The sequence below is a fragment of the Marinococcus halotolerans DSM 16375 genome (genome assembly GCF_000420725.1).
In the GTDB taxonomy this organism is placed as follows: domain Bacteria; phylum Bacillota; class Bacilli; order Bacillales; family Marinococcaceae; genus Marinococcus; species Marinococcus halotolerans.
Genome location: NZ_ATVM01000018.1, coordinates 1 through 23904 on the forward strand (window position 1 = coordinate 1; position 23904 = coordinate 23904).

Below are 23904 nucleotides of genomic sequence, written 5' to 3' on the forward strand. Positions count from 1 at the left end.
CATCTAAGCATGAAGCCCCCCTTAAGATGACCTTTCCCCTCTACGGAGATAAGACCCCTTGGAGATGACGAGGTAGATAGGTCCGGCGTGGACGCATGGCGACATGTGCAGCGGACGGATACTAATCGGTCGAAGTCTTATCCACGCACGAACACGATACGCGGCGGTGGCTGCGGTCTCGGTATTTGGTTGTCAGGGCCCGACGGGCCGGTCCGGTGGCAACAGCGAAGAGGATCCACCCGTTCCCATGCCGAACACGGAAGTTAAGCTCTTCAGCGTTGATGATAGCCGGGGGTTCTCCCCCCGTGAAAGTAGATCGCTGCCGGGCGAGTTAAACCGTTTCCCTTTTCGGAGGGAGGCGGTTTTTTATATGAGAAGCTTTAAATAAAGTAAAAAAGGTAAGGTATAATAGACGAAAGGATGTGATTCAGATGGAGCAGTGGATGGAATATGAATCAATCATTATATTAATTCGTTTAATTCTTGCCGCCTTTTTGGCGGGAGTGATAGGAATTGAGCGGGAATCGAAAGGACATCCAGCTGGTTTTCGAACCCATATGCTCGTTGGGACCGGCTCCTGTTTAGTGATGCTGCTTGCTTTATTTGGCTTTCAGGATTATTTAAACCAAAACGGGGATCTGGTCGCTTATGATCCTTCACGTTTGGCCTCGTATGTAATAAGCGGGATTGGTTTTCTTGGAGCTGGTACCATTATAGTGCAGGGGGCTTCTATCCGGGGACTGACTACCGCTGCTTCCATCTGGATAGTCGCTGCTATCGGTTTAACCATAGGGGCCGGCATGTTTTTTGCTGGTATCGCTGCCACAGTCCTGGTATTAACAAGTCTTATTTTTTTAAATCACGTGGACAAATGGTTTAAAAACGTTTCTGATACGGACGTATTGTTTATAGCTATGGATAAAAAAGCAAACGAACTCGGCGAAACAATTCAGCGCCTCGAAAGTATGGAAGTTCAAGTTCAAAAAATAAAGGGCAAGGAATTTGATGAAGAAGAAGCACCTTTGCTTCATTATTATATTAAAATTCACCTGCCGGAGGGTATAGCTGAAACAGAACTGTACCAGTCCTTATATAAAGTAGAAAGCATAAAAGAAATAGAGCTGAATCCGTCCTATGATTAATATATCACAGGGCGGATTTTTCATTTTGCCCCTCTCTAGCTTGAAAACAGCTGAATAATATTATATATTATAGTCAAAGATAGTCAAAATCAATTTTTTGATAATAGCAAGACGAACCGGGGCGGAGAGGAGGTCGCGGGAATGAAAAGCATGTCTGATGTTATTGAAAATTATTTGAAACAAATTTTAACACAGAGTGAACAGGATCTAATTGAAATTAAAAGAAGTGAACTTGCAAAGCGCTTTGAGTGTGTTCCCTCCCAGATTAATTATGTCATAAGCACGCGTTTCACTATTGAAAAAGGCTATGTAGTAGAGAGTAAACGTGGCGGTGGCGGGTATATACGAATTACAAGGGCTAAAATTTCAGATCACGCAGAACTGCTTCGACAAGTTTCAGATCTCGTGGGACATGGTATTGATCAAAGAACCGCGGAGAGTGTTATTATGCGTTTATTCGAGGAAAAAGTGGTGAATAAACGTGAAGCAAATTTGATGCTTGCGGCAGTTGATAGGTCTATACTGGCCTTAAAGTATCCAGAAGAAAGGGATATTGTTCGTGCGCGGATCATGCAAGCTATAATAGAAAGTCTGCGCTATGAATAAGGGAGGGAAGATATATGATCTGTCAGAATTGCGGTCAGCGACCGGCCTCTTTACATTACACGAAAATCGTTAATGGAGCTAAAACAGAGCTTCATTTATGCGAAGAGTGTGCAAAAGAGCAGGGGGAATCTTCTGAAACGGAGCATTCTTTCATGTCGGCTGCGGGCGGCTATACCATCCAGGACTTATTGTCGGATTTATTAAACATGGATCAGTCCAATACAGCTGGAAATGCTGAAAAGAAACAGCCTAAAAAAGCAGCCAGGCCGCTGACATGCGACAACTGCGGACTGACGTATAAACAGTTCACTAAAACCGGCCGTTTGGGCTGTGCTCATTGTTATCACGCCTTTGAATCGAAGCTGACCCCTGTTTTTCGCCGGGTGCACAGCGGCAATACTAATCATACCGGCAAGGTTCCAAAGCACAGGCATGAAAAGCTGCATGCCCAAAGGGAGCTGGATGAGAAAAAACGACAGATTAACATCCTCGTCCAAAATGAAGAGTTTGAAAAGGCTGCGGAATTAAGGGATGAAATCCGTACCCTTGAAAAACAGTTTCAGGGAAGGGAGGAAGACAGCTGATGGCATCCGAACACTTTTTTTCAGAGGCGATCAGTCCGTGGATGCAGGAAGGCCCGGGACCAGAAGGCGATATTGCTCTTAGCACCAGGGTCCGGCTTGCCCGTAATATAGAGCAGTACCCCTTCCCGGTGTTTGCTTCAGAAGAAGCAAGCGCAACACTTCTGCGCTACGCTTCCTCTACTTTGTTGAATCAATCAGAAGAAGTAGGCTCCCTTGAAGCATTGAATATGAATGAACTTCGTCCGAATGAACGCCAGGTACTGGTGGAAAAACATCTTGTGAGTCCGTATTTAATAAAAAACATGGAACATAGTGCTGTTCTTTTGAATAACGATGAATCAATCAGTATTATGGTTAATGAGGAAGATCATTTGCGTCTTCAATGTCTGAGTAACGGCATGCAGCTTGAAGAATGTTACAATGAAGCTGACCGCCTGGATGATTGGGCGGAAGCCAACCTTACCTATGCGTTTGACGAACGGCTCGGTTACTTAACAAGCTGCCCGACAAATGTAGGAACAGGTATGAGAGCTTCAGTAATGGTACATCTGCCTGCTCTAGTCTGGACCAACCAGCTCAGCCGCATTCTTCCGGCTATTCACCAGCTTGGTCTGGTCGTAAGAGGTATCTACGGAGAAGGCAGTGAAGCACTCGGCAACCTTTTTCAAATTTCCAATCAGATGACATTGGGAAAATCGGAAAAAGACATCATCGAAGATCTGCGCGGTGTAGTAATGCAGGTGATTCAAAGAGAACGCCATGCACGCGAGTCTCTGCTCGGCTCTTCAAGGGTAAAGCTCGAAGACCGGGTGTTCAGGTCCTATGGCATCCTTGCATACAGCCGCATGATGACGACCAAAGAAGCTGCCAACCGTTTATCGGATGTGAGGCTTGGTATTGATCTGGATTTAATTAAAGGGATTTCGGGTAATATTTTAAATGAACTTATGTTACTGACTCAGCCTGGTTTTCTTGAACAGTATGCAGGAGAATCACTGACTCAGGAAGAAGCAGATATAAGACGGGCAAATGTGATCCGTGAAAGAATAAAACTTGAATTATAGATTCACCAATGCGTAGGAGGTGCGTGCGACATGATGTTCGGCCGTTTTACAGAACGAGCGCAAAAAGTATTGGCGCTAGCTCAGGAAGAAGCTATCCGCCTTGGCCATAATAATATAGGGACAGAGCATATTCTGCTCGGTTTAGTGCGTGAAGGTGAGGGTATTGCTGCAAAAGCTCTCCAGGCACTGAATTTGGACACAGACCAGATTCAGCAGGAGGTAGAAACCCTTATCGGCACCGGTCAGCAGGGATCGAAAACGATTCATTATACCCCCCGGGCGAAAAAAGTCATTGAGCTTTCCATGGATGAAGCAAGAAAGCTTGGTCATTCCTATGTTGGCACAGAGCATATTCTGCTCGGATTAATCCGGGAAGGAGAAGGCGTTGCAGCCCGGGTATTGAATAATCTTGGAGTCAGCCTGAACAAAGCCCGTCAGCAGGTGCTTCAGCTTCTCGGAAGCAATGAAGGGGCTTCGAGCTCTGGCAGCCAGCAGGCTCCAGGAGCAGGCGGAAGCGCCAACACGCCGACTCTTGACAGTTTAGCAAGAGATTTGACGGCAGTAGCGAAAGAAGAAGGCCTCGATCCGGTCATCGGAAGAAGCCAGGAAATTGAACGTGTTATTCAGGTATTGAGCCGCCGGACAAAAAATAACCCGGTTCTTATCGGGGAGCCTGGTGTAGGTAAAACAGCTATTGCTGAAGGCCTGGCATTGTCGATTGTTTCCAATGAAGTACCGGAAACGCTACGCAATAAGCGGGTTATGACTCTCGATATGGGTACCGTTGTTGCTGGTACAAAATACCGCGGTGAATTTGAAGACCGTTTGAAGAAAGTAATGGAAGAAATCCGTCAGTCCGGAAATGTACTGTTGTTCATTGATGAACTTCACACATTAATCGGTGCCGGTGGTGCAGAAGGGGCCATCGATGCCTCAAACATCCTGAAGCCGTCACTTGCACGTGGAGAGCTTCAATGCATCGGTGCCACCACTCTGGATGAATACCGGAAGTATATTGAAAAGGATGCCGCGCTTGAACGTCGTTTCCAGCCAATTCAAGTGAACGAACCGACACTTGAAGAATCTATTCAAATCCTTGCCGGTCTGAGAGACCGTTACGAAGCCCACCACCGGGTAACTATTGGAGATGAAGCGATTGAACAGGCAGTGAAATTATCCGACCGGTATATTTCGGACCGTTTCCTGCCGGATAAAGCGATCGACTTAATCGACGAAGCGGGTTCACGGGTGCGCCTGCGTTCTTACACAGCGCCGCCGAACCTGAAAGAACTTGAACAGAATCTCGAAGAAACACGTAAGGAAAAAGATGCGGCCGTGCAGAGTCAGGAATTCGAAAAAGCGGCTTCACTTCGTGATTCCGAACAGCGGCTGCGTGCAGAAGTCGAAGAAATGAAAAATGAATGGAAAGAAAAGCAGGGGCAGGAAAACTCCGCAATTACCACAGAAGACATCGCCCAGGTGGTTTCAAGCTGGACAGGCGTTCCGGTATCCAAGCTTGCAGAAGAAGAAACGGACCGTCTGCTTCATATGGAAGATATCCTGCATAACAGGGTCGTCGGCCAGGACGAAGCAGTCAATGCTATTTCCAAAGCAGTGCGTCGTGCCCGTGCCGGCTTGAAAGATCCGAAACGGCCGATCGGTTCCTTTATCTTCCTCGGACCTACCGGTGTAGGTAAGACAGAACTGGCACGAGCTGTTGCAGAAACGTTATTTGGCGATGAAGAATCTATTATCCGAATCGATATGTCCGAATATATGGAACGGCATGCGACGAGTCGCCTGGTCGGTTCTCCTCCAGGCTATGTCGGCTATGAAGAAGGCGGACAGCTGACAGAAAAAGTGCGCCGTAATCCGTACTCCGTGATTTTGCTGGACGAAATTGAAAAAGCTCACCCGGAAGTATTTAACATTCTGCTTCAGGTACTTGAAGACGGTTTTCTTACCGACTCTAAAGGACGCCGGGTTGACTTTAGAAATACAGCGCTGATTCTGACCTCAAACGTCGGGGCAAGCACGCTGCGTCAAAATAAAAGTGTTGGCTTTGCGGCCCAGTCTACCGAGCAGAAATTCGACGATATGCGAGATAAAATCATGGGCGAGCTGAAAAACACGTTCCGTCCTGAATTTATCAACCGTCTGGATGAAATTATTGTCTTCCACAGCCTGGAAAAAGAGCACATCAAAAAGATTGTGCGCTTAATGACAGAGCAGCTTAAAAAGCGTGTGGAAGAGCACGGTATCAGTATTGAAATTACCGATGCAGCACTCGATAAAATTGCTGATGAAGGTTTTGACCCTGAATACGGGGCCCGGCCGCTCAGACGTGCTCTGCAGCGTCACGTGGAAGACCGCTTATCCGACGAACTGCTTAAAGGCACGCTTGAAGAAGGGAACACTGCTGTGATTGACGTAAAAGACAACGAGTTTATTGTTGAAACGAAAACAGGCACGGCAAAAGCATAATAAAGCTATATTCGAAACAGCTGCCTTGTGGCATATTGATGTCAGGGGGCAGCTGTTTCTCTTTTTATGAACAACATCGAGTGGAATCGAAACGCAAATAGATACAGCTCGTAGTAAAAGAGGAGGCTCGTATGGCAAAAGCAAAAACAAAATTTGTCTGCCAAGAGTGTGGGTATGAAACTCAAAAGTGGATGGGACGCTGTCCGGCCTGCAACAACTGGAATACGATGGTAGAGGAAAAGGAAGCTCCGGCTTCGAAAGCAGGCCGCCGCCCGGCGGCAAATGTATTCAGCGAAGCTGACAAACCGACACCGATTACCCAGGTAACTGGAGAAAAGGAAAACCGCATTTCAACGTCTGTAGGCGAATTAAACAGAGTGTTAGGCGGGGGCATCGTGCCCGGATCACTTGTGTTGGTCGGGGGAGATCCGGGGATTGGGAAGTCGACGCTGCTTCTGCAGGTTTCTGCTCTGCTTGCTTCCCAGAAGTACCGGGTCCTTTATGTTTCCGGAGAGGAGTCGGTCAAGCAGACGAAGATGAGAGCGGAACGCCTCGGTGTGGAAGCAGACACGCTGTTTGTGTTTGCCGAAACAAATATGGAGCGGATCGAGGCGGCGATGGAAGAAGTGAAGCCGGATCTTGTAATTATCGATTCAATTCAGACCGTTCATTCGGATGAAATCCAGTCGGCGCCCGGAAGCGTAGCGCAGGTGCGTGAATCAACATCGACATTTATGCACATTGCAAAAAATCGGGGCATTGCTGTATTTGTTGTTGGCCATATGACCAAGCAGGGATCAATTGCCGGACCGAAAATGCTCGAGCACATGGTGGATTCCGTGCTTTATTTTGAAGGTGAACAGCATAATACGTACCGGATCTTACGGGCCGTGAAAAACAGGTTTGGCTCAACGAATGAAATCGGGATCTTTGAAATGAAAGAGGCAGGGCTGAAGGAAGTAACAAATCCTTCAGAAATCTTTCTTGAAGAGCGCACGGAAGGTACTTCGGGATCGGCTGTTGTAGCTTCTTTAGAGGGGACCCGGCCAGTGCTTGTAGAACTGCAGGCGCTGATCGCCCCTACCAGCTACGCTTACCCGCGCCGGACAGCTACAGGAATTGATCAGAACCGGATTGCGCTGCTGATGGCAGTGCTTGAAAAGCGGCTTGGCATGCTTCTTCAAAATCAGGATGCCTATATTAACGTCGCGGGAGGCGTGAAGCTCGACGAGCCGGCAGTCGACCTTGGTATTGCTATATGCGTTGCTTCGAGCTTTCGGAACCAATCCACGAATCCGGGTGACATTGTTATGGGAGAAGTAGGCCTTACCGGAGAAATCCGGCGTATTTCCCGGGTGGAGGAGCGCGTGAAAGAGGCCGCGAAGCTCGGGTTTTCACGGGCGATTATTCCCTCGAAAAATATAGGCGGTTGGACATTTCCGGAAGGCATTCATGTAGTAGGCGTCAAAACGCTTGAAGAAGCACTCGATGCAGCACTCGAACCGGCTCCGCTTAGATAAGTTAACGATGAAGGTCCTGACCGCACATTAGGACCTTCTACATCCTTTTTCCTAATAATTAAGAAAATTCAACGATCTTATGAACAAATTGTATCAAATTGTCCAAAGTTATGATAAATATGACGTTAGTGGTTTGTGCCAGAGGAAAAATGTTTATAATACACTTAAGGAGGTGTTTGGAAAGTGTTGGAAAAGATTGTACAGCTGTTTTTTGTTCTTGCCGGTATTACGTTAGGATTTCTTTATATTCCTGAACTTATTTCTTTATTTCCTTTTTATACTTTTCCTGACTGGGTTTACAATACCTATATCGGTGCTACTGTAGGAGCGGTAATCGTTGGATTTGTGTTTTGGGCCGCGAGCCTTTGGATCGCGGGGCCAATCGTCAACGGTATGCGGTTCCTGGAAGAAAAGGTAGTCAAAGCTCCTGTTACAGACGTATTGTTCGGAACGCTCGGACTGATTTTCGGACTGGTCATTGCCTTTCTTATTTCCCTTCCACTCAATTCGATCCGTATTCCTGTAATTGATTCCGTACTTCCCTTGTTTTTATCCTTTTTCTGTGGCTATTTTGGCTTCCAGATTGGATTTAAAAAGCGTGATGAACTGTTAGGTCTTTTTTCGAGTTCAAAAAACGCTGCAGCAAAGGAAGAAGCAGCGTTGGCAGCTGCGGCAGCTTCAGAAGAAAATCAGGCATGGGAGAAGCTGCTCGATACAAGCGTAATTATTGACGGGCGCATTGCAGATATCTGCCAATCAGGATTTATTGAAGGGAAACTGGTGATCCCCGAATTTGTACTCGAAGAGCTTCAGCATATTGCGGATTCCTCGGATGTATTAAAGCGTAACCGTGGCCGCCGCGGGCTCGATATCCTAAACCGTATTCAAAAGGAACTTCCTATCGAAGTAGAAATTACGGATACTGATTTTGAAGATATTCATGAAGTGGACAGCAAGCTGGTAAAACTTGCGAAAGTGCGAAATGGTATTGTCGTTACCAATGATTTTAATTTAAACAAGGTGTGCGACCTTCAGGGCGTCAGCGTGTTAAATATTAATGATTTGGCAAATGCAGTAAAACCGGTGGTTCTTCCTGGCGAGGAAATGATGGTCCAGGTGATCAAGGACGGGAAGGAACAAAGCCAGGGAATTGGATACTTAGACGATGGCACGATGATTGTAGTCGAAAGCGGAAAAGGCTATATTGGCCAGGAAATAGAAGTGGTAGTTACGAGTGTCCTGCAGACGAGTGCGGGGCGGATGATATTTGCAAAACCAAAGGTATCAAAGCGCGAAAAAGCTTTATAATGAGATGCCCTGTGCCTGCACAGGGTTTTTTTATGCGGATTTTCATCAAATATAAATGGCTGGCAGCTTTTCCTATAGGGGAAGTTTTGGTAAAATTAATGTTTGATAAGCGGTGCGGTAGAATAAATACAGTGTTTTTCGGGTATCAGCATATTATTAACAGGCGGAATTTGCTTTAAGAGCAAAGAGAACGCGATACATACAACGGGAACACAATGTCTTGAAATTGGAGAGGTACTATGAACTATGCGGTAGTCATTCCTGCAGCCGGCCAGGGGAAACGAATGCAGGCGGGCCATAATAAACAGTTTCTCGTTTTAGAAGAACGGCCATTAATAATTCATACTGCATCTGTTTTCGAGCAGGATCCGTGGTGTAAAGAAATTATTGTTGTTGCCAACGCTTCCGAAATTTATGACATGGAAGAGCTTTTCAACGATTGGGGCATACGAAAGGTAAAGCAGGTGGTCGTGGGTGGAAACGAACGCCAGAACAGCGTGCATGAAGGGTTGAAACGCCTTCTTCCCGAGCACCAAGTCGTTCTGGTGCACGACGGGGCCCGCCCGTTCGTGGAGCAGGAAGATATCCACCGCCTCGTGGAACAGGCAGAGCAAACGGGGGCAGCGGTGCTTGGCACAAAAATGAAAGATACCGTTAAACGTACCGATGGGGCAACGGTGCTTGAAACGATCGACCGTTCCAGCTTATGGGCGGTACAGACTCCGCAGGCTTTTCAGGCAGCGGTTGTGACAGAAGCCTACGATTACGCAGCGACCCACCAGATTGTCGGCACAGACGATACCAGCCTGGTGGAATATATGGGCCGGCCGGTAAAAATTGTGGAAGGAAGCTACGATAATATCAAGCTGACTACTCCTGAAGACATGGTGGTGGCCCGGGCGATTTTGCAGAAGCGAAGAGAGGGAAGAAAGTAATGAGAATTGGACATGGATATGATGTACACCAGCTGCAGGAAGGCCGCCCTTTAATCCTCGGAGGAATAAATATTCCTCACGATAAAGGGCTGCTTGGACATTCGGATGCGGACGTTTTACTTCATGCAGTGACAGATGCGATACTGGGGGCAGTCGGGCTGGGCGATATCGGCAGGCATTTCCCGGATACGGACCCGGAATTTAAAGATGCTGATTCTGCAGACCTGCTTGCGCATGCCTGCAGTCTAGTACAAGCAAAGGGATGGAAGCTTGGAAATGTCGACGCGACTATTCTGGCCCAGCAGCCAAAAATGGCCCCGCACATCCCGGAAATGAAAAAGCGGATCGGCGACCTGCTTGAAGCAGAAGCAGAGGAGCAGGTGAATGTAAAAGCGACGACCACAGAAAAGCTCGGGTTTGTCGGCCGAAAAGAAGGTATTGCTGCTCATGCTGTTGTACTTCTGCAGCCGGCTGATTAAATAGACGTAAAAATAGAGCATATAAAAAAGAAAGTCTACGGAGGGTGAAGGACATGAGTGAAAAAGTACGTGTACGGTTTGCGCCGAGTCCGACCGGCCATCTTCATATCGGCGGAGCGCGCTCGGCGCTGTTTAATTATTTATTCGCCAGAAGCCAGGGCGGAGATTTTATTCTGCGCATTGAAGATACAGATCAGGAGCGTAACGTGGAAGACGCTACTGCCCGTTTAATGGAAAGCCTTCGCTGGCTGGGCATTGAATGGGATGAAAGTGTGGATGTGGGCGGTCCGCATGCGCCTTACCAGTCGATGGAACGAATCGACCTGTATAAAGAATACGTCCAGCGTCTTCTCGATGAAGGCAAGGCTTACTATGATTACATGACAGAAGAAGAGCTTGCCCAGGAAAGAGAAGAGCAGATGGCCCGCGGGGAAGCACCGAAATACAGCGGGCGCGACAGAGACCTTACACCGGCCCAGCGGAAAGCATATGAAGACCAGGGGATTAAACCGGTCGTTCGTTTCCGTGTTCCGGAAGGGCAGAGCGTCATCATTGATGATGTTGTAAGAGGAAACGTTATTTTCGAATCCAACGATATCGGTGATTTTGTCATTGCCCGTAAAGACGGCATACCAACATACAACTTTGCGGTAGTAATTGATGATCATCTAATGGAAATTTCTCACGTCATCCGTGCAGAAGAACATCTTTCCAACACTCCGCGCCAGGCCCTGGTCTACGACGCTTTTGACTGGGAGAAGCCGCGTTTTGCCCACGCATCGCTGATTTTAAATCCGAACCGCCAGAAAATGAGTAAGCGTGACGGCTCCGTGATCCAATTTGTCGAGCAGTACCGTGATCTTGGATACCTGCCGGAAGCTATCGTGAACTTCCTGGCACTGCTAGGGTGGTCTCCAAAAGGAGAAGAGGAGCTGTTTACCATTGAAGAATTAAAAGAACAGTTTTCGCTTGAGCGGGTGTCGAAGGCCCCGGCGGTCTTTGATACGGACAAGCTTGCCTGGATGAACAACCAGTACGTAAAAGAAGTGGACACAGAACGTCTGACCCTGCTTGCGCTTCCGCATCTGCAGGAAGCAGGCAAGCTGCCGGCAGAGCTTTCGGAAGATCAGTACGAGTGGCTGAAGCAGCTTGTCGGCATCTATCAGGAACAAATGCACTATGCAGCAGAAATTGTCGAGCTGACAGATTTGTTCTTCAAAACAGAAATTGACTATACCCAGGAAGCCCGGGAGGTGCTCGAGCAGGAGCATGTAAGCACCGTGCTGCAGCACTTCTCGAAAGAGCTCGACGAAGCTCCGGACTTTGAACCGGAAACGGTGAAAAAAGCGGTAAAGGCTACCCAGAAAGCGACAGGCTATAAAGGCAAGCAGTTGTTTATGCCAGTCCGGGTGGCAACGACCGGACAGACACACGGACCTGAGCTTCCGGTGGCTATTTCGCTTCTTGGAAGAAACGTCGTGCAGGCAAGACTGCAGCAGGTTCTCTCCTCCTAAATAAATATCTGTAAAACTATGACAGGAAGAAGTAAAAAACAACAGGCTTTATACAGAGATGCTCTCCGGTGGCTGAGAGAGGGCACTGAGCCGGTTTTTGAAATGCGTCCTGGAGTCCTCTGCTGAATGTAGTAGGCAGCGGCGGCATACCCCGTTACGGTAAAAAGAGAAGTGCCTGTTCCGGCGCTTAAACAGAGTGGGACCGCGTTATAAAACGTCTCTGTGCGAATTCGCACAGAGACGTTTTTTTTATTGATATACTAAGCATATAATATGAAAGCTTGAGAGAAGGAATAGAAAGTGGGGAAGCACCATGTGGAAAACGCTGAAAAATGATTTGGACGTTGTATTTGACCAGGACCCGGCAGCGCGGAACCGTCTGGAAGTGGTCTTCACGTACGCGGGTGTACACGCAGTATGGTCTCATCGTTTCGCCCATTGGCTGTGGAAGAAAAAGATGTTTTTTCTCTCCCGCGTGATCTCTCAGCTCAGCCGCTTTATCACCGGAATTGAAATTCATCCCGGAGCGGTCGTCGGCGAGCGGCTGTTTATTGATCACGGCATGGGAGTCGTTATTGGAGAGACGTGTGAAATCGGTGATAACGTTACGATTTTCCAGGGCGTTACCCTGGGCGGCACGGGCAAAGAAAAAGGCAAGCGGCACCCGACGATTGAGGACCATGTATTGATCGCAAGCGGCGCCAAAGTCCTTGGTTCCATGACGATCGGAAAGCATTCCCGTATCGGCGCGGGCTCGGTGGTATTGAATGAGGTGCCTCCCAATTCGACAGTCGTCGGCATTCCGGGAAAGGTGGTTGTGCAGGATGGCGTAAAGATTAACAGAAATTCGCTCGACCACCAGAATCTCCCGGATCCGGTGGCTGACAAGATTCGATCACTCGAAGAGGAAATTGAGATGCTGAAAGAACGGCTCCCGGAGCAAGAAAGTGCAGAGCGCGAACAACCGGTGAAAGGAAGAGAGCAGTAATGGCGATTCATATATACAATTCATTAACCAATCAAAAAGAGCTGTTTCAACCGATAGACCCGGACCGGATTACAATGTATGTGTGCGGGCCGACTGTGTACAACTACATTCATATCGGCAACGCCCGTCCAGCTATCGTTTTTGATGCTGTCCGCCGCTATCTGATGTACCGCGGATACAATGTGTACTACGTGTCGAATTTCACCGATGTGGATGACAAAATTATTAAAGCTGCCCAGGAAATGAATGAAGAAGTGCCGGCTCTCGCCAATCGTTTTATCAACACGTACCTTGAAGATATCGAATCGCTTGGAGTTGAACAAGCGGATCTTCATCCGCGGGCGACCGAAACTGTGGCAGAAATGATCGAGTTTATCGAGCAGCTGATCGCAAAAGGATTTGCCTATGAATCAAACGGCGATGTGTATTACCGCACGAAGAAATTCAAAAACTACGGGAAGCTTTCCTCGCAGTCTGTCGGAGATCTACAGATGGGGGCGCGGATTGAAGTAGGCGAGCAGAAAGAGGACCCGATGGATTTCACGCTCTGGAAAAAAGCGAAGGAAAACGAAATTGCGTGGAACAGCCCGTGGGGCGAAGGGCGCCCCGGATGGCATATTGAGTGCTCGGCGATGGTGAAAAAATATATGGGGGATACTATCGACATCCATGCCGGAGGCCAGGATTTAAAATTCCCTCACCACGAAAATGAAATTGCCCAGACGGAAGCATTGACCGGCAAACCAATGGCCCACTACTGGATGCATAACGGCTATATTAATATTAACAATGAAAAAATGTCGAAATCTCTCGGAAATTTCGTACTGGTGCATGACATGATTCAGCAGCACGATCCGGAAGTAATCCGCTTTTTCATGATGCAGGCGCACTACCGCAATCCTATTAACTTTGATAACGATCTGCTTGAATCAGCCAGGGCCGGGCTGGAGCGGCTGCGCTCGACGCTTGAAAACGTCAAGCACCGCTGTGGCGAAAGCGCAGACGGTGGCAGCGGAGAAGGCCGGGAGGCAGCAGAACGGGCCAAGGCGCGTTTTCTGGAGGAAATGGACGATGACTTCAACACGGCAAATGCTGTCAGCGTACTTTTTGACCTGGCCCGGGAAGCAAATAAATATATGCAGCAGCCGCAGACAAGTATTGATTCACTGGATGCGATTATTGAAACGATGACAGAAATCGGAAGCGTGCTTGGGGTTTCTTTAGAAAAAGAGGAAGAAATGCTCGATGAAGACATCGAACGGCTTCTCGAAGAGCGGGTGGAAGCAAGAAAAAATAAAAACTTTGCCCGTGCCGATGAAATCCGGGACCAGCTCGAGAACGACGGAATTTTATTAGAAGATACGCCGCAGGGAACCCGGTGGAAGAGGAAGTAACATGATAAACTATAGTAAAGTAGATGAAAAGCAGTTAAATGCTTTGGCGCTTGCCTATATGGGCGACGCAGTGCTCGAAACCCACATCCGTCATTATTTGATTTCGGAAGGGAAAGTACGGCCGCAGGAGCTGCATAAGCAGGCTACCTCCTACGTATCGGCTCAGGCCCAGGCGGAGGTACTCCGGTCCATGTGGGAGGAAGGGTATTTAACTGAAGAGGAGACAGCCGTGGCCAGACGTGGACGTAACGCGAAATCCGGAAGCATCCCCAAAAATACGGATCTGGCCACCTACCGGATGAGTACAGCGTTTGAAGCAGTGCTTGGGTATTTGTATTTTGCCGGGAGGCAGGAACGGGTGAACGAAATTATTGCATTTGCGATAGACAAAACACAAGAAAGAGGCCAGTCATTATGAGCCAGGAATGGATCGCGGGGAAAAATCCTGTTATAGAAGCGTTAAAAGCCGACCGGAAAATTGAGAGAATTATGATCGCAGACACTTCCAAAAAAGGAGCGGCACAGGAAATACGAGCTCTGGCAGGAAAAAAAGGAATAGAGGTGCAGGAGGTTTCAAAGAAAAAACTCGATGAGCTCGATGCAGGCCTACACCAGGGAGTAGCGGCTGCTGTGCCAACTTATCAGTACGCAGGAATGGACGATTTATTCCGTAAAGCAGAAAAGCAGAATGAGGATCCTTTTTTCCTTGTGCTGGACGGGGTGGAGGATCCTCATAATCTGGGATCGATGATACGGACGGCGAACGCCTCCGGCGTGCACGGCGTCATTATCCCGAAAAGGCGGGCTGCAGGCGTGACCCAGACGGTGGTAAAAACGTCGGCAGGAGCCGTCGAGTACGTGCCGGTAGTGCGGGTAACAAACATTAATAAAACGCTAGATGAACTAAAGGACAAAGGTCTTTGGATAGCCGGGACGGGAACAGACAATGCCTCTGATTACAGGCAGATGCAAGCAGATATGCCGCTTGCTCTGGTAATCGGAAACGAAGGAAAGGGACTGAGCCGGCTTGTAAAGGAAGCATGTGACTTTCTGGTACAGATTCCGATGCACGGACCGGTTACTTCATTGAACGCTTCTGTTGCCGGTGGTGTTCTAATGTATGAAGTGATGCGCAAACGCCAGGAGAAGGGAAGGCAGACACCATGAAGGACATTCTTCTCGTAGATGGGTATAATGTGATTGGCGACTGGCCGGAGCTGAAGCCGCTCCGGGCCGGTCATCTTGAAGAGGCACGGGACCGGCTTGTTGATGCAATGGCGGAATACCAGGCTTATAAAGGATGGAGAGTTATTGTTGTTTTCGATGCCCATATGGTTCCCGGCATTGGAAAAAACTATCAGCTGAAACGTGTGGAGGTAGTATACACGAGAGAACACGAGACAGCCGATGAGCGCATCGAAAAACTAGTCGGGGAGTTAAAAAACGTGGAAACGAGAGTGCACGTGGCCACCTCCGATTATGCTGAACAGTCAATGACGTTTGGGAGCGGAGCGTTAAGAAAATCGGCAAGGGAGCTCCGGCATGAAACAAAGCTCGTCGAAAAAGGCATCGAAGAACAGCTTGAAAATCAAAAAAAAGCAATTCATAAGACTACTCTTCCTATTACGGAAGAAATGGCAGAAATTTTCGACAAATGGCGCAAAAGGGATCTGTAGGCAGTTGACGCTTTTATGAACACTCCGATATAATGATTGCTATATTTATACTACTATGCGCATGGGCGGAGGGATTGTATTGAGTACAGACCTCAAGAAACCGGAACAACATCAAACTACCCGAACCGAAGATGAAATACTGATTGAATTTGCACGTGCAGGCGATAACCAGGCGTTAGAACGACTGATTGAGAAATACCGGCATTTGGTGCGGGCGAAATCACGATCGTATTTTCTCATCGGGGGAGATTATGAAGATATTATACAAGAAGGAATGATCGGGCTGTATAAAGCTGTACGAGATTTCCGGGGGGACAAACTATCCTCATTCCGTGCCTTTGCTGAGTTGTGTATTACGAGGCAGATCATTACAGCTATAAAGACGGCGACGAGGCAGAAGCATTCGCCGCTGAACTCATATATCTCGTTAGACAAGCCAGTGTATGAGGAAGATTCGGAAAGGCCGCTGCTCGATATTTTAGTAGAGACCCACGCCAAAAGTCCGGAGGATCTGCTGATTATCAGGGAGAAACAGGCGGATATGGAAACGAAAATTGGCAGTGTTCTGAGTGAGCTCGAACAGCAGGTGCTGCAGCTCTACATTGATGGTCGCTCCTATCAGGAAATGTCCGGACTGCTCGGTAGAAGAAATAAATCAATCGACAATGCGCTTCAAAGAATCAAGCGGAAACTCGAAAATTGTGAAGAGTGGAATGCGTTAATCTCTTGAAATACGGGATTTGTAGACCTTATGATTTCAGAAAAATCAAAAATAATTATGTGACAAGTTATTGACAGCGTTTTCTCATGGTGGTAAGATTTATTTAAGTTAATACGTTAGGTTGAGTATATGAAAGCCGCACACCAGTCATTCCATTGGGATACGTGTGCGGCTTTTTCTAGGCTTTCCGGTTGTTTTCTGAGTGTTCATGCTAATTTTAATTCATTGTTATGAAAGCGTTTTTTTGGAAAATAACCGGGGTTAAAGGTCTGGGTCTTATGGCGCCGCAACAAATAATAAGACGAATGCGCCTAACGTTATGACGGTAAGTAAGCTTTAATAATAAAAGGAGGAAGAAGAAATGTCTGTTTATTTAGCGGAGCTTATCGGTACGATGATTCTTATTATTTTTGGCGGCGGCGTAGTTGCAAACGTAAGTCTGAATAAATCCAAAGCTCAGGGTGCTGGCTGGATTGTTGTAGCGCTTGGGTGGGGGTTTGCCGTTGCAATGGCTATCTACGCAGTAGGTCAGTTCTCTGGCGCTCACATTAACCCGGCGGTAACACTTGGTCTTGCTTCTGTTGGAGAGTTTGCATGGGCCCAGGTTCCAGGCTATATTATTGCCCAATTGATTGGTGCCGGTCTGGGAGGGGTTGTAGTTTATCTTCACTTTCTTGGTCACTGGAAGGAAACAGAAGATTCGAATACAAAGCTCGGGGTATTTTCGACCGATCCGGCTGTTCCGAACCGGTTTAACAACTTTTTGAGTGAATTTATCGGCACAGCTGTTCTTGTCGGCGGTATTTTAGGAATTGGGGCCAACCAGTTTACTGAAGGATTAAATCCGCTGATTGTCGGCTTCCTGATTCTCGCGATCGGCCTTTCACTCGGGGGTACGACCGGTTACGCGATCAACCCGGCTCGTGACCTTGGTCCGCGTATTGCCCACGCTCTGCTGCCAATCCCGGGTAAAAGAGATTCCAACTGGTCCTATGCCTGGATTCCAGTTGTAGCCCCGGCTGCAGGCGGTGTGTTCGGTGCCATGGTTTACCGGTCGTTCTTCTTAGGAGAAGGCGCGATGGCACTGATGATTTACTCGGTTGTCGTAGCCGTTTTCCTAGGAAGCCTGTACTATATGGGCAAACGTTCTGAAAAAACAATCATGTCCAACCCTGAAGTGAAAAACTAATACAACTTATATATGAAAGAGGAGATGAGGCGGATGGAGAAGAAATACATTTTAGCAATCGATCAGGGAACAACAAGCTCGCGTGCCATGATTTTTAATAAAGAAGGAGAAATTGTAGGCACCGCGCAAAGAGAGTTCAAGCAGTACTTCCCAAAATCCGGCTGGGTGGAACATAACGCCCAGGAAATCTGGACCTCTGTCCTTGCCGTACTCGCAGAGGTGCTTGGTGAAAACGATATCCAGGCAGAGGAAATCAACGCGATTGGGATCACGAACCAGCGTGAAACAGCGGTTGTGTGGGACAAACACACCGGACGCCCTGTCTATAACGCAATTGTATGGCAGTCCCGGCAGACGATGGATATCTGCAACGAGCTGAACGAGCAGGGCTACGGGGAAATGTTCCGAAATAAAACGGGCCTCCTGATTGATGCTTATTTCTCAGGAACGAAAGTGAAATGGATTCTTGATAATGTGGACGGTGCCCGGGAAAAAGCAGATAATGGAGATCTTCTGTTTGGCACCATTGATACGTGGCTTATATGGAAGATGTCCGGTGGAAAAGCACATGTAACGGACTATACCAATGCTGGCCGTACGCTTATGTACAATATTTATGATCTACAGTGGGACGATGAGCTGCTTGATGTCCTTGGCGTACCGAAGAGCATGCTTCCGGAAGTGCGTTCTTCTTCCGAGGTGTATGCCAATACGGTGGATTACCACTTCTTCGGACAGGAAGTTCCGATTGCCGGCGTAGCAGGAGACCAGCACGCTGCCCTGTTCGGCCAGGCATGCTTTGAAAAAGGGATGGCAAAGAATACGTATGGCACCGGCTGCTTTATGCTGATGCATACCGGAGATAAACCAGTGCCTTCTAATAATGGACTATTGACCACGATTGCCTGGGGAATTGATGGGAAAGTTGAATACGCTCTTGAAGGAAGTATTTTCGTAGCCGGCTCGGCTATTCAGTGGCTGCGCGATGGCCTGCGGATGTTTACGAACGCTCCGGACAGCCAGAAGTATGCCGAGCGCGTTGACGATACAAATGGAGTATACTTTGTACCTGCTTTTGTAGGGCTCGGGGCTCCTTACTGGGACAGTGAAGCGCGCGGTGCCATCTTTGGGCTCAGCCGCGGAACGGAAAAAGAGCATTTTGTAAGAGCGACGCTTGAATCGCTTGCATACCAGACAAAAGACGTTCTCGGTGCGATGGAAACGGACTCGGGTATTGAAGTGAAATCTCTCCGTGTTGACGGCGGCGCCGTTTCAAACGATTTTCTGATGCAGTTTCAAAGCGATATTGTCGGCGTGCCCGTAGAACGTCCGGCTGTTATTGAAACCACTGCGATGGGAGCGGCTTATTTAGCGGGGATCGCGACCGGCTTCTGGAGCAGTAAAGAAGAAGTGAAAAAGCAGTGGAAAAAAGAAAAACAGTTTGATCCGCAAATCAATGAAGATACAAGAACAGAACTGTACGAAGGCTGGAAGGAAGCGGTGGACGCTACCAGAGCGTTCAAGCCGGGAAAAAAGAAAACACCAACCCAGTCAGCTAACTAATAATTATGATGTGAAGGGACCGGCGTTCCCTATGGAGCGCCGGTTTTTATATGCCATTTAATTTCTCCTTGATTATAGTGCGGAAGTTGTTTATGATTGATATTGGTAGAAATATATGTGCACCTAAAGCAAACAGACCGCAGAGCCCTTAGGAGCGGCTGTTTTTTTAATGGTTGAAAACAAGCAGGACAAAGAAGTCTGAGGGTACATGGAATGCAGAAAAAGATGCAGATACATTGTTCGTACGAGACCTTATATTAATAATTCTATAACCGTAAACACCGGTTGATGGAGGTGGCTGCATGGCTGGGGGTACGAAAAAAAGCCCTATCCGCTTTCTTAAAGAAGTAGGGCAGGAAATGAAGCGTGTTACATGGCCGACACGCAAAGAGCTAACGAAGTATACAATTGTCACGGTGCTGACTGTCATCTTTTTTGTAATCTATTTTGCCGTTATCGATTTAGGGCTTTCTGAACTTGTTCGTATATTTTTGGAGTAGTAACGGTTGAACGTTTGGAATAAAGGAGGGAAGGGACTTAGCTCCCACTCTAGATATGGAAAAAAGCTGGTATGTAGTCCATACTTATTCGGGCTATGAAAACAAAGTAAAAACAAACCTGGAAAAACGGGTGGAATCCATGGGTATGACGGATAAGATTTTCCGTGTGCTGGTACCGGTGGAGGAAGAAACGGAAACCAAAAATGGAAAGAGCAAAACAGTTTCCAAAAAGGTTTTCCCTGGGTATGTCATTGTTGAAATGGTAATGACAGACGATTCCTGGTACGTTGTCCGCAATACGCCTGGAGTAACCGGGTTTATCGGTTCGACAGGAGCAGGATCGAAGCCGACGCCGCTTTTGCCGGACGAGGTGGACACCATTCTCGGTCAGATGGGCGAGAAGGAACCGAAGGCAGAGGTTGATTTCGAACTTAAAGAAGCAGTGAAGGTTACCGAAGGGCCGTTTGCTGATTTCACCGGCACGGTCGAAGAAATTAATGCAGAGAAGCAGAAGGTCAAAGTTTATGTAAACATGTTCGGCCGCGAAACACCGGTGGAACTGGAGTTTACTCAAGTAGAAAAAATCTAGAGCCGGTTTACGGTTTCCGTTCTCTCATGAATTAACCATTGCTTATTTTGGCTGCAGGTGATAAAATCATCCTGTTTGGTATTGAAAGATATCATAGCCTAAAGCACATGGTGTTTTAGAATGAGTGGGAGGATACATCGTATCCGGCTACCACATCACGGACGAAGGAGGTGTGTCGCGTGGCTAAAAGAGTCGAGAAGGTTGTTAAACTTCAAATTCCGGCTGGTAAAGCGAACCCGGCACCACCGGTAGGCCCAGCGCTTGGTCAAGCCGGTGTGAATATCATGGGATTCTGTAAAGAATTCAACGCTCGTACACAGGAGCAGACAGGGACAATCATTCCTGTAGAAATCAGTGTCTATGAAGACCGTTCGTTCACTTTTATTACGAAAACTCCGCCAGCTCCTGTACTTCTTAAAGAAGCAGCTGGAGTCAAAGGCGGTTCCGGAGAGCCTAACCGTAACAAAGTCGGTTCAGTAACCCGGGATCAGGTTCGTGAAATTGCTGAAACGAAAATGCAGGATTTGAACGCATCTGACGTTGATTCAGCAATGCGTATGGTTGAAGGAACAGCCCGCAGCATGGGCTTAAACGTTGAAGACTAATTGAAAGATTTGCCTTGCTGAAGGTTGTGTGGACGCCTCTGACGCTCTTGCTGAGGAGACGGCTCGCAACCTTTACTAGTGGGAGGTCTTACCGTTAAACCACAACAAGGAGGAAAAACAATGCCTAAAAGAGGTAAAAAATACCGCGAGGCGGCGCAGCTCATCGACCAGGAGCAGCAGTACAATGCTGAAGAGGCGATTGAGCTTGCAAAGAAAACATCGATCGTAAACTTTGATGCAACGGTAGAAGTGGCGTTTCGTCTTGGAATTGATCCGCGTAAAAACGATCAGCAGATCCGTGGCGCGATTGTACTTCCAAACGGAACAGGAAAAAGCCAGCGCGTGCTTGTTTTTGCTAAAGGCGAAAAAGCCCAGGAAGCAGAAGCGGCCGGCGCTGATTATGTAGGAGAAGAAGATTTGGTGAACCGCGTGCAGCAAGGCTGGTTTGACTTTGATGCAGTGGTAGCTACTCCTGACATGATGGCCCAGGTAGGTAAATTGGGCCGTACCCTCGGACCAAAAGGCCTTATGCCTAACCCGAAAACTGGTACGGTTACGATGGACGTTACAAAAGCTGTTGAAGAAATTAAAGCAGGTAAAGTGGAATACCGTGTCGATAAGTCCGGTAACATCCACGCGCCAATCGGCAAAGTATCCTTTGATACTGCAAGCCTGGTGGAAAACTTCAACACGGTTGCCGATGCGCTTCAAAAAGCAAAGCCGGCAGCTGCTAAAGGAACGTACATGAGAGGCGTTGCTGTAACGACTTCCATGGGTCCTGGCGTAAAAGTCAGCACTTCTTCGTTGAAATTCGCATAAATTAAACCGTAATACTTTGTTTGCCGGCAGCTCCCGGGCGATCTTGAAAAAGCTCTTGACCCGGGTGCTGCTTCCATTTATACTAAATGACGGATCAGCCAACAATTTTATATTGTTGCCGCAGACAGCAGGAGTGCCCAGCACTTAAACGTCCTGCCGAGGTACCATTCCTATACATTGAACGCTTTGAGGCGTTTTACGGGAGTAGTGTCTTCGTGTCTGCTAATTGAGACAGGAAGATTTTTTTGTGTCTGCGGTGGCAGGCGGCAAACAATAAAGAATGGCAGGAGGTGGAACGGATGAGCAAAGTAATCGAACAAAAGCAGGCGGTTGTTGATGAAATCGCGGCTAAGCTGAAAGACAGCGTATCGACCGTATTGGTGGACTATCGCGGTCTGGACGTATCGGAAATCACGGAATTGCGTGCGCAGCTTCGTGAAGCAGACGTTGATTTCAAAGTATATAAAAATACAATGGCTCGTCGTGCAGCAGAAGACGTGAATCTCAAAGACGAGTTGAACGAATACCTGGTAGGCCCTACAGCTATTGCGACAAGCAAAGAAGACGCAGTAGCACCTGCAAAAGTATTGTACAATTTCGCTAAGGATCACGAAGCACTGGAAATTAAAACGGGTGTCATTGAAGGCAGCGTTGTTTCCCAGGAGCAGATCAAAGAATTGGCAAGCCTTCCATCCCACGATGGACTTGTGGCTATGCTGCTTAGCGTTATGCAGGCGCCAATCCGTAACTTCGCACTGGCTACAAAAGCAGTGGCAGAGCAAAAAGAAGAAGAGAGCGCCTAACCAACCGGCGTTTAAATCGGCTTAAATATTAATATTAAGAGGAGGATTATCCATGAGTAATCAAGAAATGATTGATGCGATTAAGGAAATGTCCGTTCTGGAATTGAACGAATTAGTAAAAGCAATTGAAGAAGAGTTCGGCGTAACAGCAGCTGCACCAGTAGCAGCTGGCGGTGGCGGCGGTGAAGCCGTTGAGGAAGAGCAAACAGAATTCGACGTAGTACTCGAAAGCGCTGGTTCTTCTAAAATCAACGTCATCAAAGTTGTCCGCGAAATCACCGGCCTTGGCTTGAAAGAAGCTAAAGCATTGGTAGACGGAGCTCCTGACACATTGAAAGAAGGCGTATCTAAAGAAGACGCTGAAGAAATGAAAGGTCAACTCGAAGAAGCAGGCGCTTCTATCGAATTGAAGTAAGCTTTTGTATAAACTCATCCGCACCTGTGCGGGTGAGTTTTTTGTTGCAATAAACTGCTTGGCCCTGCTATGATAATATTCCAATAATTAGAACGGAGCGATGCTATGAGCGGTGAACAATATTTTCATACAAATCCAAGCGTGGCGAGCAGCGAGAAAGTCATTCATGCAGAGCTTAGAGGCAGAGACTGGTCGTTTATTACAGACAGCGGGGTCTTCTCGAAGCAAACGGTGGATTTTGGTACGGAGACACTGCTTGAAACCTTTGAGTGGCCGGACTTAGATGGAGACATTGTAGACATTGGCTGTGGTTACGGCGTAGTGGGAGTCACCCTCGCCAAAGAAACCAGCCGGAGCGTTCTGCTTTTTGATATCAATCAACGCGCCGTGGAGCTGGCCAGGAAAAATATCCAGCGGTATCAGGCCGAGAACGCGGAGGCGGCGGAGAGTGATTTGTTCAGTGCCTATCAAGGCAAGGCGGCGGCAGTTTTGACGAATCCTCCTATCAGGGCCGGAAAGAAAGTGGTGCACCGGCTGTTCGAAGAAGCTTACGAAGCGCTGAAGCCGGGAGGCGAATGCTGGATTGTCATTCAAAAAAAGCAGGGTGCCCCTTCAGCGAAGGAAAAGCTTAACGAGCTGTTTCCGGTAGTGAAAAATGTGAAAAAGAATAAAGGTTATTATATTTTTCGTGCGCGTAAATAAATAAAACAGCACCATCAGAAGTTGACGGTGCTGTTTTGATATGGTATTATAATTTAATGCGTATAAGTATCCATGCGCGTCAAACTACATGTAATATTCTACTTATTAAATCAGGTGATACCGTAAGAAGTATCATCCATTTCTTTTCTATTTGCCACTTCACGGCTGGGCTGAATTACGGTTGCAGCAAGCTTATCCACTAAAACGAGAACGTTTGTGCTTTTGATTCCTTCTTATTCTAACACACTCGAATGAGAAATGGGAGAATCGATCGTAATAAGTATTAGGAAACACAACTCCATTT

General features: G+C 47.6%; 25 protein-coding genes, 2 rRNA genes and 2 other annotated features. All 27 genes read left to right on the forward strand.

Going from position 1 to position 23904, the window contains the following annotated elements; genetic code table 11:
• Nucleotides 1-145 (forward strand): 23S ribosomal RNA (locus tag G548_RS0112200); the annotation flags it as partial.
• 66 nt (nucleotides 146-211) lie between these two features.
• A 5S ribosomal RNA gene (gene rrf / locus G548_RS0112205) occupies nucleotides 212-328 on the forward strand.
• A 103-nt stretch (nucleotides 329-431) separates the two neighbouring features.
• On the forward strand, nucleotides 432-1142 hold the full coding sequence (locus G548_RS0112210; protein ID WP_022794435.1) for an MgtC/SapB family protein: 711 nt from the start codon (nucleotides 432-434) through the stop codon (nucleotides 1140-1142).
• Nucleotides 1143-1283: 141 nt separating this feature from the next.
• Nucleotides 1284-1748, forward strand: a complete 465-nt coding sequence (locus G548_RS0112215; RefSeq protein ID WP_022794436.1) for a CtsR family transcriptional regulator — start codon at nucleotides 1284-1286, stop codon at nucleotides 1746-1748.
• A gap of 14 nt (nucleotides 1749-1762) precedes the next feature.
• Entirely contained in the window at nucleotides 1763-2332 is a 570-nt protein-coding gene (mcsA, locus tag G548_RS0112220; protein WP_022794437.1) for a protein-arginine kinase activator protein McsA, read from the forward strand.
• Complete coding sequence (mcsB, locus tag G548_RS0112225; protein WP_022794438.1) at nucleotides 2332-3396, forward strand: protein-arginine kinase McsB; 1065 nt, start codon at nucleotides 2332-2334, stop codon at nucleotides 3394-3396. The genes mcsA and mcsB overlap by 1 nt, the downstream gene beginning before the upstream one ends.
• 30 nt (nucleotides 3397-3426) lie before the next feature.
• Nucleotides 3427-5880, forward strand: coding sequence for an ATP-dependent protease ATP-binding subunit ClpC (gene clpC, locus G548_RS0112230; protein ID WP_022794439.1), 2454 nt, complete (start codon nucleotides 3427-3429; stop codon nucleotides 5878-5880).
• 131 nt (nucleotides 5881-6011) lie between these two features.
• The gene (gene radA, locus G548_RS0112235) at nucleotides 6012-7400 is read left to right on the forward strand and encodes a DNA repair protein RadA (RefSeq protein WP_022794440.1); all 1389 of its coding nucleotides are present in this window, start codon (nucleotides 6012-6014) and stop codon (nucleotides 7398-7400) included.
• 183 nt (nucleotides 7401-7583) lie between these two features.
• Nucleotides 7584-8708: a PIN/TRAM domain-containing protein gene (locus G548_RS0112240; RefSeq protein ID WP_022794441.1), complete on the forward strand. Its 1125-nt coding sequence runs from the start codon at nucleotides 7584-7586 to the stop codon at nucleotides 8706-8708.
• Between the two features lie 239 nt (nucleotides 8709-8947).
• Nucleotides 8948-9643, forward strand: a complete 696-nt coding sequence (gene ispD / locus G548_RS0112245) for a 2-C-methyl-D-erythritol 4-phosphate cytidylyltransferase (protein WP_022794442.1) — start codon at nucleotides 8948-8950, stop codon at nucleotides 9641-9643.
• Entirely contained in the window at nucleotides 9643-10122 is a 480-nt protein-coding gene (gene ispF / locus G548_RS0112250; protein ID WP_022794443.1) for a 2-C-methyl-D-erythritol 2,4-cyclodiphosphate synthase, read from the forward strand. The genes ispD and ispF overlap by 1 nt, the downstream gene beginning before the upstream one ends.
• Nucleotides 10123-10175: 53 nt before the next feature.
• Nucleotides 10176-11636, forward strand: coding sequence for a glutamate--tRNA ligase (gene gltX, locus G548_RS0112255; protein ID WP_022794444.1), 1461 nt, complete (start codon nucleotides 10176-10178; stop codon nucleotides 11634-11636).
• Between the two features lie 9 nt (nucleotides 11637-11645).
• Nucleotides 11646-11861 (forward strand) — a binding site (T-box leader).
• 88 nt (nucleotides 11862-11949) lie between these two features.
• Complete coding sequence (gene epsC, locus G548_RS0112260; protein WP_022794445.1) at nucleotides 11950-12624, forward strand: serine O-acetyltransferase EpsC; 675 nt, start codon at nucleotides 11950-11952, stop codon at nucleotides 12622-12624.
• Nucleotides 12624-14018, forward strand: coding sequence for a cysteine--tRNA ligase (cysS, locus tag G548_RS0112265; RefSeq protein WP_022794446.1), 1395 nt, complete (start codon nucleotides 12624-12626; stop codon nucleotides 14016-14018). Before epsC ends, cysS begins: the two co-directional genes overlap by 1 nt.
• A 1-nt stretch (nucleotide 14019) precedes the next feature.
• On the forward strand, nucleotides 14020-14436 hold the full coding sequence (locus tag G548_RS0112270; RefSeq protein ID WP_022794447.1) for a Mini-ribonuclease 3: 417 nt from the start codon (nucleotides 14020-14022) through the stop codon (nucleotides 14434-14436).
• On the forward strand, nucleotides 14433-15185 hold the full coding sequence (gene rlmB, locus G548_RS0112275) for a 23S rRNA (guanosine(2251)-2'-O)-methyltransferase RlmB (RefSeq protein ID WP_022794448.1): 753 nt from the start codon (nucleotides 14433-14435) through the stop codon (nucleotides 15183-15185). The genes G548_RS0112270 and rlmB overlap by 4 nt, the downstream gene beginning before the upstream one ends.
• Nucleotides 15182-15694: an NYN domain-containing protein gene (locus tag G548_RS0112280; RefSeq protein ID WP_022794449.1), complete on the forward strand. Its 513-nt coding sequence runs from the start codon at nucleotides 15182-15184 to the stop codon at nucleotides 15692-15694. The genes rlmB and G548_RS0112280 overlap by 4 nt, the downstream gene beginning before the upstream one ends.
• Nucleotides 15695-15773: 79 nt before the next feature.
• Nucleotides 15774-16424 carry an RNA polymerase sporulation sigma factor SigH gene (gene sigH, locus G548_RS0112285; protein ID WP_022794450.1) on the forward strand — a complete coding sequence of 217 codons (651 nt, stop codon included), beginning with the start codon at nucleotides 15774-15776 and terminating at the stop codon, nucleotides 16422-16424.
• A gap of 352 nt (nucleotides 16425-16776) precedes the next feature.
• Nucleotides 16777-17604 (forward strand): MIP/aquaporin family protein, encoded by an 828-nt coding sequence (locus G548_RS18135; RefSeq protein ID WP_022794451.1) that lies wholly within the window; start codon nucleotides 16777-16779, stop codon nucleotides 17602-17604.
• A 33-nt stretch (nucleotides 17605-17637) separates the two neighbouring features.
• Nucleotides 17638-19167: a glycerol kinase GlpK gene (gene glpK / locus G548_RS0112295; RefSeq protein ID WP_022794452.1), complete on the forward strand. Its 1530-nt coding sequence runs from the start codon at nucleotides 17638-17640 to the stop codon at nucleotides 19165-19167.
• A gap of 302 nt (nucleotides 19168-19469) precedes the next feature.
• Nucleotides 19470-19667, forward strand: a complete 198-nt coding sequence (secE, locus tag G548_RS0112300; protein ID WP_022794453.1) for a preprotein translocase subunit SecE — start codon at nucleotides 19470-19472, stop codon at nucleotides 19665-19667.
• Between the two features lie 55 nt (nucleotides 19668-19722).
• The gene (gene nusG / locus G548_RS0112305; RefSeq protein WP_022794454.1) at nucleotides 19723-20256 is read left to right on the forward strand and encodes a transcription termination/antitermination protein NusG; all 534 of its coding nucleotides are present in this window, start codon (nucleotides 19723-19725) and stop codon (nucleotides 20254-20256) included.
• Between the two features lie 179 nt (nucleotides 20257-20435).
• Nucleotides 20436-20861 carry a 50S ribosomal protein L11 gene (gene rplK, locus G548_RS0112310; protein WP_022794455.1) on the forward strand — a complete coding sequence of 142 codons (426 nt, stop codon included), beginning with the start codon at nucleotides 20436-20438 and terminating at the stop codon, nucleotides 20859-20861.
• A gap of 120 nt (nucleotides 20862-20981) precedes the next feature.
• The gene (gene rplA / locus G548_RS0112315) at nucleotides 20982-21680 is read left to right on the forward strand and encodes a 50S ribosomal protein L1 (RefSeq protein WP_022794456.1); all 699 of its coding nucleotides are present in this window, start codon (nucleotides 20982-20984) and stop codon (nucleotides 21678-21680) included.
• Between the two features lie 100 nt (nucleotides 21681-21780).
• Nucleotides 21781-21935, forward strand: a sequence feature (ribosomal protein L10 leader region).
• Nucleotides 21936-21979: 44 nt separating this feature from the next.
• Nucleotides 21980-22483 carry a 50S ribosomal protein L10 gene (rplJ, locus tag G548_RS0112320; protein ID WP_027847394.1) on the forward strand — a complete coding sequence of 168 codons (504 nt, stop codon included), beginning with the start codon at nucleotides 21980-21982 and terminating at the stop codon, nucleotides 22481-22483.
• Between the two features lie 52 nt (nucleotides 22484-22535).
• Nucleotides 22536-22898, forward strand: coding sequence for a 50S ribosomal protein L7/L12 (gene rplL, locus G548_RS0112325; protein ID WP_022794458.1), 363 nt, complete (start codon nucleotides 22536-22538; stop codon nucleotides 22896-22898).
• Between the two features lie 105 nt (nucleotides 22899-23003).
• Nucleotides 23004-23600, forward strand: coding sequence for a class I SAM-dependent methyltransferase (locus G548_RS0112330; RefSeq protein ID WP_022794459.1), 597 nt, complete (start codon nucleotides 23004-23006; stop codon nucleotides 23598-23600).
• The last annotated feature ends 304 nt before the right edge of the window (nucleotides 23601-23904 follow it).